Raw genomic sequence first — 12,980 nt, 5'->3', positions numbered from 1 at the left:
CGATCGGCTACCCAGCCAGCGCCGAAAAAGACATGACCGGTTCGGTAGTCCGGTCTCTTCCGTTCCTGGCGGAGGCCTGTTCGCCGCATGAACGTGCGGGAGAACCCGCAGCCGGCAAGCGAGGCGAAAGCCCGCGGGCCGGTTGGGTCATGTCCGGATTTCCTGATGTCACGGTCCCGCCGGTTCTCGGTCCGCAGCCAAGCCTGTCCGCGCTTCAACCGTGACAGGACAAAGACCATGAAACTGAACCATCTCAACCTCATCACATCGGAGGTCGCGGCTCTTGCCGGCTTCTTCACCAGCCATTTCGGCTTCGAACTTGTCGCCATGCGCGGCAAGGATGCCTTCGCGATCCTGCGTGGAGCCGATGGCTTTGCCCTCAACCTGATGGCGCCGGGCAAGGGAGAGCCTGCTACCTATCCCGACAATTTTCATGTCGGCTTATTCGTTGGCAGCCCAGAGCTTGTACACGCCAAGCAGGCCGAATTGACCGAAGCAGGCTTCGCGCCGGGCGAGGTCGAGGACCTGGCACGCGGCGGCTTCAAATCGACGACGTTCTACTGCATGGCGCCGGGCGGAATACTGGTCGAGGTCGGCTCCTCACGGACCTGAAAAAGAAAGACCCCGGGCATGTCGCCCGGGGTCTCTTCAACAAACGCGATGGGACCGTTTTTACAGCTTGCCGTTGCGCTGCTGGACCATCATGAAGGTGTCGTAATTGTACTCGGCCACCTGCGCCCAGAGATAGTGCTCCTTGCGGAAGCCCTTGATCGATTCCCAGATCTTCTTGAACGGCGCGTTCGAGGCTTCCATTTCGGCGTAGACCTCGTTGGCCTTTTCGAAGCAGGCGGCCATGATCTCCTGGCTGAACGGACGCAGTTTGGCGCCGCCGGCGACCAGCCGCTTCACCGCCGCGGGGTTCACATAATCGTATTTCTGCAGCATGTCGGCATCGGCGGCTTGCGCGGCGGTGCGCAGCAGCGACTTGTAGGCCGGCGAAAGCTCTTCGTATTTCGCCTTGTTGAACATCAAATGCACGGTCGGGCCGCCTTCCCACCAGCCGGGATAGTAGTAGTAGGGCGCGACCTTGTAGAAGCCGAGCTTCTCGTCGTCATAGGGGCCGACCCATTCGGCGGCGTCGATCGTGCCTTTTTCCAGCGCCGGATAGATGTCGCCGCCGGCGATCTGCTGAGGCACGACGCCGAGCTTCTGCACCACCTTGCCGGCGAATCCGCCAATGCGCATCTTGAGGCCGGAGAGGTCGGCGACCGTGTTGATTTCCTTGCGGAACCAGCCACCCATCTGCACGCCGGTGTTGCCGCCCGGCAGGCCGAAGAGACCTTGCGTGGCGAGGAACTCATTGAACAGGTCGATGCCGCCGCCATGGTAGTGCCAGGCATTCATGCCGCGCGCGTTGAGCGAAAAGGGGACCGCCGCGCCGAGCGCCCATGTCGGGTCCTTGCCCCAGTAATAATATGCCACCGTGTGGCAGGCTTCGACCGTGCCGGCCGTGGTGGCATCGGCGGCCTGCAGGCCGGGCACGAGTTCGCCGGCGGCAAAGACCTGGATCTGGAAATTGCCGTCGGTGGCTTCCGACAGCATCTTGGAGAACACCTCGGCGCCGCCATAGATGGTGTCGAGCGATTTCGGGAAGGACGATGCCAGCCGCCATGTCACCTTGGGATTGGACTGGGCGATTGCCGGGGCCGCAAGCGTTGCCGCCGCCGCCGCGGCGCCGACGCCGGTCACACCGGCCTTGCGAATGAATGAACGACGATCCATGCAGTTCCTCCCTTTTGGATCAACAGACCGACATCCGGGAAATCCTCGGGCTCCCGCATCGGTTGGCCGAAACAATACACAGGCGAGAAGGCTAGTCCAGCACGGCGACCGGATTTGGTGACCAAGCCGTGCGACCCTGCAACTATAGTCTAACAGACGACTTCGTGGTCCATGCGACACGCCAAAACTTGGCATGGAAAAATGCCCAGGGATCGCCTATTTTGCAGGCAGGATATCCCTTGCAAGATGGAAAACAGACCCAAAATGCACCAGCCGCTCGTCGCCATATCGACCGACGTCCGTCAGTTCGACAACTACACCTGGCATGCCGCCCCGCAGCAATATCTGGAAGCGGCGGTTGCCGGCGCCGGCGTGTTTCCGCTGCTGGTGCCGTCGTTCGGCGACAGGCTCGACTTCGATGAACTCCTATCCTCGGTCGACGGCGTCATGGTCACCGGTTCGAAATCCAACGTGCACCCCTCGCTCTATGGTGGCGATGCCAGCGAAGCCAACGGTCCCTATGATCCGGCGCGTGACGCCACCACGCTGCCGCTGATCCGCCGGGCGATCGAGCGCGGCGTGCCGCTGCTCGCCATTTGCCGCGGTATCCAGGAGTTGAACGTGGCGCTCGGCGGCACGCTGGGCACCGAGATCCAGGAGCGCGAGGGTTCGCTCGACCACCGCGCGCCGGTGAGCGACCACCAGGACGAGCGCTTCGCCATTCACCAGGCCATTTCGATCAAACCAGGCAGTTGCCTGGCCGGTGTGTTCGGCGCCGGTGAGATCAAGGTCAATTCACTGCACCGCCAGGCGATCGACCGGCTCGGGTCGAAGCTCGAGATCGAGGCTGTCGCCACCGACGGCACGGTCGAAGCGGTTTCGGTGAAGGGCGCCCGAGCCTTTGCCGTCGGCGTCCAGTGGCATCCGGAGTACTGGGTCAACTCGGACAGCAACTCGGCCAAGATTTTTCGCGCGTTCGGCGATGCGGTGCGCCTGCACGCCGCCGCGAAGGCCGGGGCACGGGCAGCGGCGGAGTAGTCAGTCGCCGGTCCTGCGGCCGCCCGCCAGCGACAGCAAGGGCGTGGCTGGCGCATAGGATTCGTAACCGTCGCCGTCGGCCACGGCGAAGGTGACGATCGGATCGACGCCGTTGGCGCTGAAGGCGACCGTGCCGTCATTCTGTTCGCGCCAGAACTTTGCCCGTTCTATGCCAGGGATCAGACGACGGCATGTCGGAGCAACAGTAAGCAGGGACAGGCCATCCGAAATTTCGGCCCCGCGGCCTCACCGCGCAGGCTCCCTCATCGCCATTGGCGACCAGCCTGTAGGTGCTGGACCGCGTGACCTCTTCGGCGACGCTTTGCCCATTGCCGTTATGAAACAGCTGAACGCCGCCAAACAAGGCGGCGATTGCGATCAATGCGGAAAGCGATTTCATTCTGTCTCATCCATGCACACGGGCAGGATGCAAAATGATTTCAAAGGGTTAAGCTGGCGTTAATAAATGTGACGGAGCCACTGCCGGCATCAACGAACGCGGAAGACGAAACCGTCGAACTATTGAGGGACGGTCGTCGGATAGCGATCTGAAAGGAGTTTAAAGAGCCACTCGCGCTCGACATCGGTGGCTGCCGAACCGATCTCGACCCTCTGGGCCCCAGCGTCGACTGTCAGGCGATTGTGAGTATCGCCGTCGCGAAGCCTCAGCGATTTGAGCTGCATCCGGTCGAACCTGCGCTCAGTCCGCTTCGAAAACAGCTGCGTCCAGGCGGAGGCGCCGTAGGACGGCATTTTGAACGGCGGCAACCCAGGGTCATGGCTGACCCCGGCCGCATCGAGCCTTATCACTTCGGGCACGGAGCGCCGGAAAATGCGGCGAACCATGAGCATTGCGAAGATGCCACCGACTGTCCAAGCGCAGAGCCAGAAGGCAACAAACGCCGTAGGCCCGCCGAACGGCCTGGTCACGAGCTGATATGCGGCTGTAATCTCGCCAAAGGCCCAGCCTCCTAGCCAGCAAAGAACGAATATTCCGATCAGGTAGTTGGCGAAGGGCCGCTTTGGATACGGAATCGAAATGATCTGATCTCGGCCATTGGTGGCGACCAAAATCGTGGAATTGTCAGGCGGCTTCACCGTCATCGGTTTGCCTTTCGCTAGCCGCGAGCCTTGACATGCGCCGTCTCCGGCACCGGCGTCAGCGGCCGGCGCTCGGTGAACCAGGACACCAGATTGTCGACGCACAGATCGGCCATGGCGCGGCGTGTGTGTTCCGAGGCAGAGCCGACATGCGGCAAAAGCGAGGCGTTGGGGGCGTCGAGCAACGCCTTGGGCACATTCGGCTCGTCGGCGAAGACATCGAGCCCGGCGGCGGCGATGGTGCCGTCGGCGAGCGCCGCCGCGAGCGCCGCCTCGTCGACCGTGCTGCCGCGGCCGATATTGACGAAGACGCCGTTGGCGCCAAGCGCCGACAGGATCTCGGCATTGACCGCCTTCTGCGTCGAAGCGCCACCAGGCGCCACCGAAATCAGCGTATCGACCGCTTCCGCCAGACCTTTCAGCGTCGGATGATACTCGTAGGAAAGACCCTCGACCCTGCGCCGGTTGTGATAGGCGACCGGCAGGCCGAACGCCTCAAGGCGCCGGGCAATGGCCTGCCCGATGCGGCCCATGCCGAAAATCCCGACGCGGCGGGCGCGCAAGGTCAGCCGGCTCAGCGGATAGTTGCCCTTGCGTACCCAGCTGCCGTCACGCAGCCAGTTTTCCGCGCGCGGCAGGTCACGGATCGTGTTGATCAGCAGCCCGATCGCGGTGTCGGCGACCTCCTCGGTCAGCACGTCGGGCGTGTTGGTGACCATGATGTTGTTCGCCGCCGCATGGCCGACATCGACCGAATCATAGCCGACGCCGAAGGAGGCGATGAGTTCGAGATTGGGCAGCGCATCCATCATCGCCGCGCTGATCCCGGCAAACGACGCAATGCCACGCACCGTGCGGCGCATCTCGTCGGTGACCAGCGCCGGGTCGGTGCGTTCGACCCTGATCTGTTTGAAAGTACGGTCGATGCGCCGGACGGCGTGGTCGCTGAAGTCCGCCGGCACCAGAATGGCGACGGCTTGCAGCTGTTCGGCCTTGGTCATGCCCGCTCCACCGGCTTGCCGGTCGACTGGCGCACATGCAGCTCCGGCTTGATCAATTCCTGCGAGGGCCGCACCGTCTGCCCGTTGAGCTTGTCGAGCAGCGCGCTGGCGGCGCGGCGGCCGACCTCGCGCTGGCCGTTCCAGACGGTGGTGAGCGCCGGCGTGGCGATCGCCGCCTCCTCGAGATCGTCATAGCCGGTGACGGAAATGTCGATGCCCGGCACCAGGCCGGCGCGCGCAATGCCGTTCATCAGGCCGATGGCGACGAGGTCGTTCCAGCAGCAGGCGGCGGTCGGTCTGTCTTTCAGCGCCAGGAACTGCCCGGCGGCCTCGAAGCCGGCCTGCTTGGTGCGCGGACCGGCGATGCGCCAGGACGGCCTGACTTCGAGCCCTGCCGCCTCCATGGCGTTGACATAGCCCTGATAGCGGTCGCGGCCGGTCGAGGTCTGGTCGGTGCCGCCGATCATGGCTATGCGCTTGTGGCCGAGCGAGATCAGATGGTTGGTGGCAAGCCCGGTGCCGTAAGCGTCGTCGCCGCGAAACACCGGCACGTCGGCGCCCTCGACGGTGCGGGCGATCAGCACCGCCGGCAGGCCGTTTTCCTCGGCCATCAGTATGTCGGCAGCCGGGGTGCCGATGGCCGGCGACATGATCACGCCGTCGGCGCCGAGTTGCAGCAGCGTGTCGATGAAGGTGCGCTGCTTTTCGAGCTGGTCGTAGTGATTGGACAGGATGAAGGTCTGCCGGCTGCGGTCGAGTTCGCTTTCGATCGAGCGCAGGATCTCGGCGAAGAACGGGTTCATGATGTCGTGGACGACGACGCCGACAATGCCCGAGCGCGAGGTGCGCAGGCTGGCGGCGCGGCGGTTGTAGATATAGCCGATGGCGCGCGCATGTTCCTTGATACGGTCGCGCGTCGCGCCGGCCACCAGCGGGCTGTCGCGCAACGCCAGCGACACGGTGGCCGTGGACACGCCGAGTGCATCGGCGATCGTCGAAAGCTTGATTTTTTGTGCCAGCGCCTTGCGCTCCCCGAACGAGCTGAATTGCGACCTAAACAGTTTAAAGGCGGCGTTATGCCACCGATCGGGGGCAAATCAAAGTTTTTTTGCCAGCGCCTCGGCCTCGACATCGGAGGCCGCGCGGCTCCGCAGCCGCAGCCGGTGCTCGCGGTGGACGATGTAGAGGCCGCTGGCAACGATGATGGCGGCGCCGACCAGCGTCCAGCGATCCGGGAACTGCTTGAAGACGATCCAGCCGGAAATGATCATCCACACCATCTGCGAATAGGGATAGGGGGCGAGCGCCGTGGTCGTTGCCAGCCGATAGGCCTGGACCAGCAGCCAGTGCCCGACACCGCCGAACACGCCAAGCATGAGCAGGATGAACCAGTGCCAGCCATCATGCGGCAGCGAGAAGGAAAACGGCAGCATGGGCAAAAGCAGCACCGTCGGCGCCAGCGCCGAAAACAGGATCAGGCTTTCCGACGTCTCGGTCGACGACATGCGGCGCGTCATGATGACATAGAAGCAGTTCGACAGCATCGAGCCGAGTGCGAAGAGATGGCCGATGCCGAAGACGCCGACACCTGGCCTTGTGATGATGAGGACCCCGGCGAAGGCGGCCAGAATGGCCAGCCAGCGCCGCCAGCCGGCCCATTCTCCGAGCAGCGGGCCGGCAAGGGCGGTGATCACCATCGGCCCGAAGAAATAGATCGACGTCGTCTCGGCCAGCTGCAGGGAGCGCAAGGCCAGGATGTTGCACATGGTCGAGCCGAACAGGAACACGCCGCGCAGCACATGCGCCGGCAGGTTGACCGGGCGAAACCGCAGCGGATCGCGCCAGCCGCGCAGGAGGGTGCCGACCAGCACGACATGCACGGCAAAGCGCACCCAGGCGACGATCAGCGCCGAAACGCCGGCAAGGACGAGATATTTGCTTGAGGTGTCGAGGAAGGTGAAGAAGACATAGGTGGTCAGCATGCACAGGATCGCCACCGGCGGCGTCGCGCTTTCGACATGTCTTTGGGAAGCGTTCACTTGCAGGCCGGGGAAAAGCTGGGCTGGAGCGCACCTTTGCGGGAATTGTCGCTTGCCGGCAAGCCAATTGTCGGCCACTGCCGCGCACATGAGCTCGCTGGCACAACAATAGAAGCCGCCAGGCTTAGTCCAAGCCTCCCACGCTATGCCTGCATGCGGGCGCCCTTGGTGATCTTGTCGACCACCTTCTTCTCGGCGCGCAGCGCGATGCCGACCACCTTGGCATCTTCTGGCGCGAATTGCGCAAAGACGGCGCGGTTGGCGGCGTCGAAGCCGGTGGAAAACATCTCCTCGACATAGAGCGAGGTCGTCACGCCGCGCTCCAGCGCGCGCCGGTGGAGCGCGGCCAGCGTCGCCTGGTCTGCCGACAACACGATGACCGGCTGGATCGACAGCGGATTGTAGAGATTGCCTGAGCGGTCGCGATAGGGCTCGCCGATGATGTCGGGAAACTGCGCGACGATGCCGCTGGTCAGGAAGGCGGTGACGTTGAGTTTCTGCCAGACGGGCAAGTCTTCGCGCAGCACGATTGCAAATTTCGTATCGAACATGACAAAATGGACCATTCGAGGTTAGGCCCCGATTGCGAGGCTGAATGAGACGATGTCGTTCGAACTAGACCGCCAGGCCTCTAAGGGTCTTGGACGTTTGTGCGCGGACGCGGCGGAGAATTGCATCATCTCCGCACCCGACCCCGCCGGCATGGAGCGGATCGAGGCGCGCTTTCATGGCAGCGCCTTCGATCTGCATCGTCATGACACCTATGCGATCGGGGTGACGCTGCATGGCGTGCAGACCTTCCGCTATCGCGGCGCGACGCGGCTAAGCCTGCCCGGCCAGATCATCGTGCTGCATCCCGATGAGTTGCATGACGGCGGCGCCGGCACCGAGGACGGGTTGCGCTACAGGATGCTCTACCTCGAACCGTCGCTGATGCTGGACTGCCTTGGCGGCGCGTCGTTGCCCTTCGTCAGGGAAGCCGTGGTGCGGGACGAAGCCTTCTGCGCCACGCTGCTTTCGGCGCTGGGGCCGCTGCAACAGGAACTCGACGAGCTGTTCGTCGATGATTTTCTCGCCCAACTGATGCATGGCCTGGCACGGCATGCCGGCCAGCCGGCAAAGCCGATGGCCCGGACGGCATGGCGGGCGGCGACGCTGGCGCGGGACTATCTGACGGAGAACGCAATGCGCCCGGTGCGTTCCGGCGAATTGGAAGCCGTCACCGGACTGGACCGCTACGCCTTATCGAGGCATTTCCGCGCCGCCTTCTCGACCAGCCCGCATCGTTTCCTGGTGATGCGCCGGCTTCAGCGCGCGCGGCGGATGATTACCGCCGGCGAGCCCCTGGCGCAGATCGCGGTCGAGGCCGGCTTCACCGACCAGAGCCATTTCAACAGGCAATTCAAGAAGGCATTTGGCATGACGCCGGGGCGTTGGTCCTCGCTGATCCGGGACGCGGCTCCAGCAGCGGCCTGATCACTCGTCCGACTCGGCGTCGTCGTCGATCAGCACAAGCTCCTCGTTGGAGAGATTGGCCTCGATGCGGGCCAGCAGCTTGAACAACGCCTTCTGGTCCTTCTTGTCGAGGCCCTTCAGCGCCTGCTTTTCGGTCTTCTTCACCGATTTCTCGATGGCGTGGATGATATCGCGGCCAGTGTCGGTGAGGAAAATATGAGCCTGACGGGCGTCGGCCGACGAGGCGCGCTTTTCCAGAAAGCCCTGCGCCTGCAGCCGGTTGATGGTCTTGGTGATGGTGGGCGGGCGCACGCCGAGGCGGCCGGCGAGATTGCCAGGCGTCTGGCCGTCCTCGCGGTCGAGCGCCAGCATGATCTGGTCCTGGCCGGCATAGAAGCCGTGCGCCAGGAGCCGGGCCGCCAGCGCCGTTCTTGCCAGCCTTGCCGCCGAATGCAGCCGGCTCATTGTTGCAGTTTTGTCCGCCTTGGCCATGGTCATCCCCTCTTCGGCCATACCGGTAGCGACAGCATAGACGCAGCCGGCCGGTTGGCAATCGACGATAAAAAGAATCCGGCGCGTGAAACAGCTTTGCCGGCAAGCATTGCGGTGCCCGCCGTGGCTAATGCCAGATGTTTATTTCAGTTAGATGACAAACGACTTTTCGCCGCACGGGAATCGCCGCAAAGGTGAGGCCCGCGTGGCGTGAGACGCGCCTTGCTCGCGACAAAGGCGCACTTTCGCAGTCATCCGGCACGCCGATATCACAGTGGCCGGGCCAAGAGCTTTGGCCCATCGGTTTGCCCCGTGCAAAAGCCCCGCACACATCCTATATGGAGCCCAGAATCCCTTTTTCGCGGCCTGGATTTCAAGGCCCAGTCATCTCGAGGCAAGCCATGAGCGACGCACAGACGCAGATCCCCGTAACCGTTCTCACCGGCTATCTCGGCGCCGGCAAGACGACGCTGCTCAACCGCATCCTGTCGGAGAACCATGGCAGGCGCTACGCGGTCATCGTCAACGAATTCGGCGAAATCGGCATCGACAACGACCTGATCGTGGAATCCGACGAGGAAATCTACGAGATGAACAATGGCTGCGTCTGCTGCACGGTGCGCGGCGACCTGATCCGCGTCGTCGAGGGCCTGATGCGCCGACCGGGGCGCTTCGACGCGATTGTGGTCGAGACCACCGGCCTCGCCGATCCGGTGCCGGTGGCGCAGACCTTCTTCATGGACGACGACGTGCGCTCCAAGACCAAGCTCGATGCGGTGGTGGCGCTGGTCGATGCCAAGCATCTGCCGCTCAGGCTCAAGGATTCCAAGGAAGCCGAAGACCAGATCGCTTTCGCCGATGTCGTCGTCCTCAACAAGACCGATCTCGTCACCCCGGAAGAGCTCGCCAAGGTCGAGGCGACGATCCGCGCCATCAATCCGGCAGCCAGGATCCATCGCACGACGCGCGCCGGCGTCGCCCTGTCGGAGGTGCTCGACCGCGGCGCCTTCGACCTCTCCCGGGCGCTGGAGAACGATCCGCATTTCCTTGAGGCGCATGACGATCACCATCATGACCACGATCACGACCATGATGGCCACGATCACCACCACCATGATCATGACGGGCATGACCATCATCACCACGACCACGCGCATCCCTCAGACATCCATGATGTGACGGTGCAGTCGGTGTCGTTGCGCGGCGGCGAGATGGACCCGAAGAAATTCTTCCCATGGATCGAGAAGATCACCCAGATGGAAGGCCCCAACATCCTGCGGCTGAAAGGCATCATTGCCCTGAAAGGCGATGATGAACGCTACGTCATCCAGGGCGTGCACATGATCATCGAGGGCGACCATCAGCGCGCCTGGAAAGACGGCGAGAAACATGAGAGCCGGCTGGTGTTCATCGGCCGCGAACTGGACGCCGAGCGGCTGAAGAAGAGTTTCGAGGCCTGCCAGGCCTAGTCAGGCTTTGCCGTGCGGTTCCAGGCTGGATGTAATGATCGAAGGAATTGCGGCCGTGGAATTTCAGAAGCCGCCGTTGACGATCGTGGCGTTTCCACGAACGCCGCCACTGCGACGGTAGGTCGGCGGTCCCTTCGCTCAGCGCCGCTTGCTCGATTTGATTGGTGTCAGACCAAGCGAGCGGCTGCCGCCGCCCGTCAGGGTTGAGGTCAAAGTCGCCTGCCTGCCTCCTTCCCAGATAATGGCGGCTGACCGCCAGGCGGCCACCATTCTAGCACAAAACCCGCCGCCGAAGCGGGAGCTTGTCCATGAGGAAAGGAAGACGGGCGGGCGTGTCTAGCCAGTGCATCCTTGAAATGGTCGAATGATCGGCTTTGACCAACAGGCGATAGCTAGCGCGACGTACATCTGTGATCGAGGAGGTGCTCAGCTGCCCTTCCCCAATTTACCAGAATATAGAATCCCGGCCTCGCGTCAGCCAGCGTTGCACCGGCGACGAGTACATTTAGATCATCCATGGTGTGTCGTGCCTGAGGCAAACCGGCAACAACCAGGCCGACCACGTTAGTGGTTCGCAGATCCGGCTCAGCCACTGCCATTATCCAATAGGGTCGCCCCTTCAATATCAATGGAAACGGTTGCCAAATCGCGTCTTGCTTCGGCCCATCTAAGGCAAGCGTCCTTTCCACCGACTCCAGCAAGCAATCGACGTGGATGTGCAACTGATCCTGGGACCGCTCAAAGCGGGAATTAACCGCCAGGCCAACGGCTGATCGTGGCAGGCCGTGTCCGAGTCTTGCTTCAACTTTCTGTCGGGCTTCCCATGCCCGGTTCCATAGTTGGGCGCTATCAGTGGAACGGGCGGATGGGCTTTCCAAGCCCGCAATCGCTGTGATTGGGGCCACCAGAAACTCGGTCCGGTGTAGAGGTGATTTGATGAGGACTGACCCATAATCCCCCTGCTCGGTCAGTATCACCTGGTCGCAGGGGAAGGCGACGCCAAGCCGCGTACTTGCAAGTGCGCAGGTCTGCACCATCTCCCACAATATTCTGCGTTTGAGGAAAGCGTAGCCGGCAGCGGCTGACAAAGCGACCAACAATGTCACGAACAGCCGAAGGCCCCTGCGCTCCAAGAAGCCCAGCACATTGTTCCTTTCTCAAACGACCGGAGCGAGCGGCGCGAGCATCGCCAAGAACATGGTTTGGGTCATCATACAATCGCAGGGTGCGGAAGTTCCGTTCCCGCCTGGAGATCACAATCGCTGATGTTATCCCATTCCGTTGGGGAGGTCGCCATCGGGCAGGGCTTGGAGGCCAACTGCTCGCCGCCGCCGCGTTGCGCTGCCTGCGGCTTGCAGGCGAAGGCGGCGGCATCCTGCTCATCATCGATGCCAAGAGCGACCGGGTCCGCAAGGTGGTATGCCAGCTGTGGTGCAGAGCGCCTCCAGGGATCGGCTTTGACCCTGGTGATGCCATTGGCGACGTTTGCAACTGAACTGCGAGCCAAGGGGCTGCCTTGACTAGATTACAGCCTCTTGCCGCCTCGCCGATCCTCCAAGGTTGCCGGAACCGTAAACGTCGAGTAAGCCCCTGCAACCGCTGCAATTCAACTGAACAAAGATATCCATGCCCACAGTTGCCCCCCTCGACCTCGAAGGCCATTGCGTTGCCGCCGTCTTCCTTGGCGACGTGCCGCATTTCGCGCTGGCCGATGGCGCTATCCATCGGCTCGACAATGGCCACAAGACCATCCAAGCCAATGACGGGCTGCTGGCGGCTTTCCACGATGCGGCCAACGACCGGCTGATCACTGGCGGCGAGGACGGCAAGGTGTTTGCCGTGAAGACAGGCGGCGAAGCCACCGAAGTGGCCAGCGCCGGGAAAAAGTGGATCACCAGCGTCGCCGCCGGGCCGCAGGGCGCCGTCGCCTATGCCACGGGCAAGACCGCCTTCGTGCGCTTCGCCGACGGCAAGACCAGGGAATTTGCCCATCCGCGCTCGGTCGAGGGGCTGGCGTTTTCGCCCAAGGGCATGCGCTTCGGCGTTGCCCGCTACAATGGCGCGACGCTGCATTTCCCGGCCGCCGAGGGCAAGCCGGTGGAACTCGAATGGGCCGGCGCCCATACCGGCATCACCTTCTCGCCGGATGGCGCCTTCCTCGTCACCACGATGCAGGAAAACGCCCTGCATGGCTGGAAGCTGGTCGACGGCAAGCACATGCGCATGAGCGGGTATCCCGGCAAGGTCAAAAGCCTGTCATGGAGCGTCAAAGGCAAATGGCTGGCGAGTTCCGGCGCGCCGGCGGCGATCGTCTGGCCGTTTTCGGGCAAGGACGGACCGATGGGCAAGGCGCCGCTGGAACTCGGCACGCGCGGCAACACGATGGTGACTTGCGTGGCCTGCCATCCAAGCCAGGATGTCGTGGCGATCGGCTACGAGGACGGCATGGTAATCGCCGCGCGCTTCGCCGACGCCAAGGAAGTGCTGCTGCGCCGGCAAGGCAAGGGCGCCGTCACCTCGATGATGTGGGACAGGGAAGAGCGCCGTATCGCCTTCGGCAGCGCGGCCGGCGACTGCGGCGTGATCGACATCACGGCCTGACC

Annotated in this window: 13 protein-coding genes and 2 pseudogenes; 6 read left to right on the top strand and 9 right to left on the bottom strand. The window is 63.1% G+C overall.

What is annotated here, in order from left to right; all coding sequences use genetic code 11:
- Window positions 1–237: 237 nt before the first annotated feature.
- Window positions 238–612, top strand: coding sequence for a VOC family protein (locus ACVILI_RS06935; protein WP_038653722.1), 375 nt, complete (start codon window positions 238–240; stop codon window positions 610–612).
- A gap of 60 nt (window positions 613–672) precedes the next feature.
- On the opposite strand, the gene ACVILI_RS06930 is transcribed toward ACVILI_RS06935, so the two are convergent.
- Window positions 673–1,782: a TRAP transporter substrate-binding protein gene (locus ACVILI_RS06930; RefSeq protein ID WP_038651600.1), complete on the bottom strand. Its 1,110-nt coding sequence runs from the start codon at window positions 1,780–1,782 to the stop codon at window positions 673–675.
- Window positions 1,783–2,046: 264 nt separating this feature from the next.
- Here ACVILI_RS06930 and ACVILI_RS06925 point away from each other — a divergent pair, with 264 nt between their 5' ends.
- On the top strand, window positions 2,047–2,820 hold the full coding sequence (locus ACVILI_RS06925; protein WP_027047665.1) for a gamma-glutamyl-gamma-aminobutyrate hydrolase family protein: 774 nt from the start codon (window positions 2,047–2,049) through the stop codon (window positions 2,818–2,820).
- Here the strand turns inward: ACVILI_RS06925 and ACVILI_RS06920 are convergent.
- The 6 genes and pseudogenes from ACVILI_RS06920 to ACVILI_RS06895 all read right to left on the bottom strand — a co-directional run bounded on the left by ACVILI_RS06920 (window position 2,821) and on the right by ACVILI_RS06895 (window position 7,512).
- A pseudogene (locus tag ACVILI_RS06920) lies at window positions 2,821–3,220 on the bottom strand (hypothetical protein).
- Window positions 3,221–3,339: 119 nt separating this feature from the next.
- On the bottom strand, window positions 3,340–3,924 hold the full coding sequence (locus ACVILI_RS06915) for a hypothetical protein (RefSeq protein ID WP_019862750.1): 585 nt from the start codon (window positions 3,922–3,924) through the stop codon (window positions 3,340–3,342).
- 14 nt (window positions 3,925–3,938) lie between these two features.
- A complete protein-coding gene (locus ACVILI_RS06910; RefSeq protein WP_038651597.1) occupies window positions 3,939–4,922 on the bottom strand; it encodes a 2-hydroxyacid dehydrogenase in 984 nt (327 codons plus the stop codon).
- Window positions 4,919–5,941 (bottom strand): LacI family DNA-binding transcriptional regulator, encoded by a 1,023-nt coding sequence (locus ACVILI_RS06905; RefSeq protein ID WP_081296113.1) that lies wholly within the window; start codon window positions 5,939–5,941, stop codon window positions 4,919–4,921. Before ACVILI_RS06905 ends, ACVILI_RS06910 begins: the two co-directional genes overlap by 4 nt.
- Window positions 5,942–6,019: 78 nt before the next feature.
- Window positions 6,020–6,961 (bottom strand): DMT family transporter, encoded by a 942-nt coding sequence (locus ACVILI_RS06900; RefSeq protein WP_084791811.1) that lies wholly within the window; start codon window positions 6,959–6,961, stop codon window positions 6,020–6,022.
- Window positions 6,962–7,104: 143 nt separating this feature from the next.
- Entirely contained in the window at window positions 7,105–7,512 is a 408-nt protein-coding gene (locus tag ACVILI_RS06895; RefSeq protein ID WP_038653716.1) for a DUF2000 family protein, read from the bottom strand.
- Between the two features lie 52 nt (window positions 7,513–7,564).
- On the opposite strand from ACVILI_RS06895, the gene ACVILI_RS06890 reads away from it, so the two are divergent.
- Complete coding sequence (locus ACVILI_RS06890) at window positions 7,565–8,437, top strand: AraC family transcriptional regulator (protein WP_019862744.1); 873 nt, start codon at window positions 7,565–7,567, stop codon at window positions 8,435–8,437.
- Here the strand turns inward: ACVILI_RS06890 and ACVILI_RS06885 are convergent, their stop codons facing one another.
- Window positions 8,438–8,908, bottom strand: coding sequence for a MarR family winged helix-turn-helix transcriptional regulator (locus ACVILI_RS06885; protein ID WP_032921461.1), 471 nt, complete (start codon window positions 8,906–8,908; stop codon window positions 8,438–8,440).
- Between the two features lie 401 nt (window positions 8,909–9,309).
- Here ACVILI_RS06885 and ACVILI_RS06880 point away from each other — a divergent pair, with 401 nt between their 5' ends.
- Entirely contained in the window at window positions 9,310–10,377 is a 1,068-nt protein-coding gene (locus tag ACVILI_RS06880) for a CobW family GTP-binding protein (protein WP_038651594.1), read from the top strand.
- 392 nt (window positions 10,378–10,769) lie between these two features.
- Here the strand turns inward: ACVILI_RS06880 and ACVILI_RS06875 are convergent, their stop codons facing one another.
- On the bottom strand, window positions 10,770–11,414 hold the full coding sequence (locus ACVILI_RS06875) for a CDP-diacylglycerol diphosphatase (RefSeq protein WP_420871167.1): 645 nt from the start codon (window positions 11,412–11,414) through the stop codon (window positions 10,770–10,772).
- Between the two features lie 266 nt (window positions 11,415–11,680).
- Here ACVILI_RS06875 and ACVILI_RS06870 point away from each other — a divergent pair.
- Together ACVILI_RS06870 and ACVILI_RS06865 are read left to right on the top strand one after the other, a co-directional pair.
- Window positions 11,681–11,897, top strand: a pseudogene (locus ACVILI_RS06870) (GNAT family N-acetyltransferase); the annotation flags it as partial.
- Between the two features lie 106 nt (window positions 11,898–12,003).
- The gene (locus ACVILI_RS06865; protein WP_038651591.1) at window positions 12,004–12,978 is read left to right on the top strand and encodes a WD40 repeat domain-containing protein; all 975 of its coding nucleotides are present in this window, start codon (window positions 12,004–12,006) and stop codon (window positions 12,976–12,978) included.
- Window positions 12,979–12,980: the final 2 nt, after the last annotated feature.

The sequence above is a fragment of the Mesorhizobium sp. USDA 4775 genome (genome assembly GCF_054062655.1).
The sequence above is the reverse complement of the archived record's forward strand: the minus strand, read 5'-3'. Positions and strand labels throughout refer to the sequence as shown.